Origin of the sequence: Pseudonocardia halophobica (assembly GCF_027922425.1) — a bacterium.
GTDB lineage: Bacteria > Actinomycetota > Actinomycetes > Mycobacteriales > Pseudonocardiaceae > Pseudonocardia > Pseudonocardia halophobica.
The window spans coordinates 1-1,746 of the sequence record NZ_BSFQ01000105.1 but is presented as its reverse complement, the minus strand read 5'-3'; the positions used below and the strand labels follow the sequence as shown (position 1 = coordinate 1,746).

The 1,746-nt window shown below is 68.5% G+C and carries 2 protein-coding genes; both read left to right on the top strand.

What is annotated here, in order from left to right; all coding sequences use genetic code 11:
- On the top strand, positions 1–822 hold an 822-nt coding region (locus tag PKE99_RS37435), incomplete at its 5' end, for a GMC oxidoreductase (protein ID WP_271215013.1).
- A gap of 109 nt (positions 823–931) precedes the next feature.
- Positions 932–1,746: GMC family oxidoreductase (locus PKE99_RS37430; RefSeq protein WP_271215012.1), on the top strand; the 815-nt coding region annotated here is incomplete at its 3' end.

The window sequence follows — 1,746 nt, the reverse complement described above, 5'->3', positions numbered from 1 at the left end:
CTGCTGCTGATGTCGGCTCAGAAGGGCCACCCCGACGGGCTGGCCAACTCCAACGGCCTGGTCGGGACCCACTTGATGTTTCACAGCTGGTCCTTCGTGGACTTCTGGTTCGACGAGCCACTCGAGGGCTTCAAGGGCCCGGAGCCTGCGGTGCTCTACAGCCAGGAGTTCTACGACACCGACCCGTCGCGGGGTTTCGTCAACGGCTTCTCGCTCCAGGTCGGCACCGCCCTCGGCGCCGCCACCAGCGCACTGGGCACCAACACCGGCAACATCGCGCCCTGGGGAACCGGCCACCGCAAGTTCTTCAACGAGCACTTCGGGCGGCATGCGCTGATCTATGTGCAGGGTGAGGACCTCCCGGTGCGCACCAACCGCGTCACCCTCGACCCCGAGGTGAAGGACTCCAGCGGCCTGCCGGCACCGCACGTTCACTACGAGCTGCACGAGAACGACCGCCGGCTCGTGCAGTGGGGGGTCCAGCGCGCCCAGGACGCCGCCGAGGCAGCCGGCGCCGTGATCGACACGGCGACCACGGGCATCGGCGGGATCGACGGGCCCCCGCCCGGCTGGCACATCATGGGCACCTGCCGGATGGGCAACACCCCCGAGGACTCGGTCACCAACAAGTGGAACCAGACCTGGGACCTGCCCAACCTGTTCATCGCCGACGCGAGCTCGCTCACCACGGGCGCCGCCGTCAACCCCACCAGCACGCTGCAGGCCGTCGCGGTCCGTTGCGCCGAGTACATCAAACGCCGGCACCGCGACATCGCCTCGCAGACGAAGACCCCCAGCAACGCCGAAGCGCCCGACCTGTAACCCGCGTCCCACCTCCACCCGACCCACCCCGCCCGAGGGCGCTCTCCCTCGGGTCCCGGGGCATACCGTCGCGCCTGGGCACAGCTGTCGGCGCGGAGAGGAGAGCATCGTGCATCACGCCAAGAAGCCCGAGCCGGTCGACGCGATCGTCGTGGGACTCGGCGCCACCGGGGCCACCGCGGCCAAGGTGCTCAGCGAGTCCGGCCTCAAGGTCGTCGGCTTCGACCGCGGCCCGTGGCTGTCGGCCAAGGACCACTACTCTGGAGACGAGCTCAAGTTCGTCAACCGCAACTACCTCTGGCCCGACCCGAACCTGTTCCCGCGCACGCTGCGCCACGACGAGACCTCGGTCGCCGAACGCTTCCCGTTCTCGCCCACCCCGCAGCTCGTCGGAGGCGGCACCAACCACTGGGCCGGCTGGGTGCCCCGGCCGCGCGAGTCGGACTTCATGGTCCGCAGCCTGCACGGTGACATCGAGGGCGCAAGCCTGGCCGACTGGCCGATCCGCTACGAGCACCTCGAGCCCTACCTCACCAAGGTGGAGTGGGAGTTCGGCATCTCCGGCATCGCCGGCGCCGACAAGTACGAGCCGTTCCGCAGCAAGGGCTACCCGAGCGAACCCCTGCGCCCGACGCGATTCGGCAAGCGCTTCTACGAGGCCTGCAACAAAATGGGGATCAACGGCTTCCCCATCCCGCACGCAATGGTGACGAACAACCACAAGGGCCGCGACCCGTTCAACACCACCAGCTTCTGGAATCAGTACGGCGACCCGAGCACCGCGCGGTCGAACACACTGACCACGTTCATCCCCGAGGCCGTCGCCACCGGCAACTTCGAACTGCGCAGCGAGTCGTTCGTCCGCGAGATCACCGTCGGAAAGGGCGGCCGGGCGACCGGAGTGATCTACATCCACCCGGACGG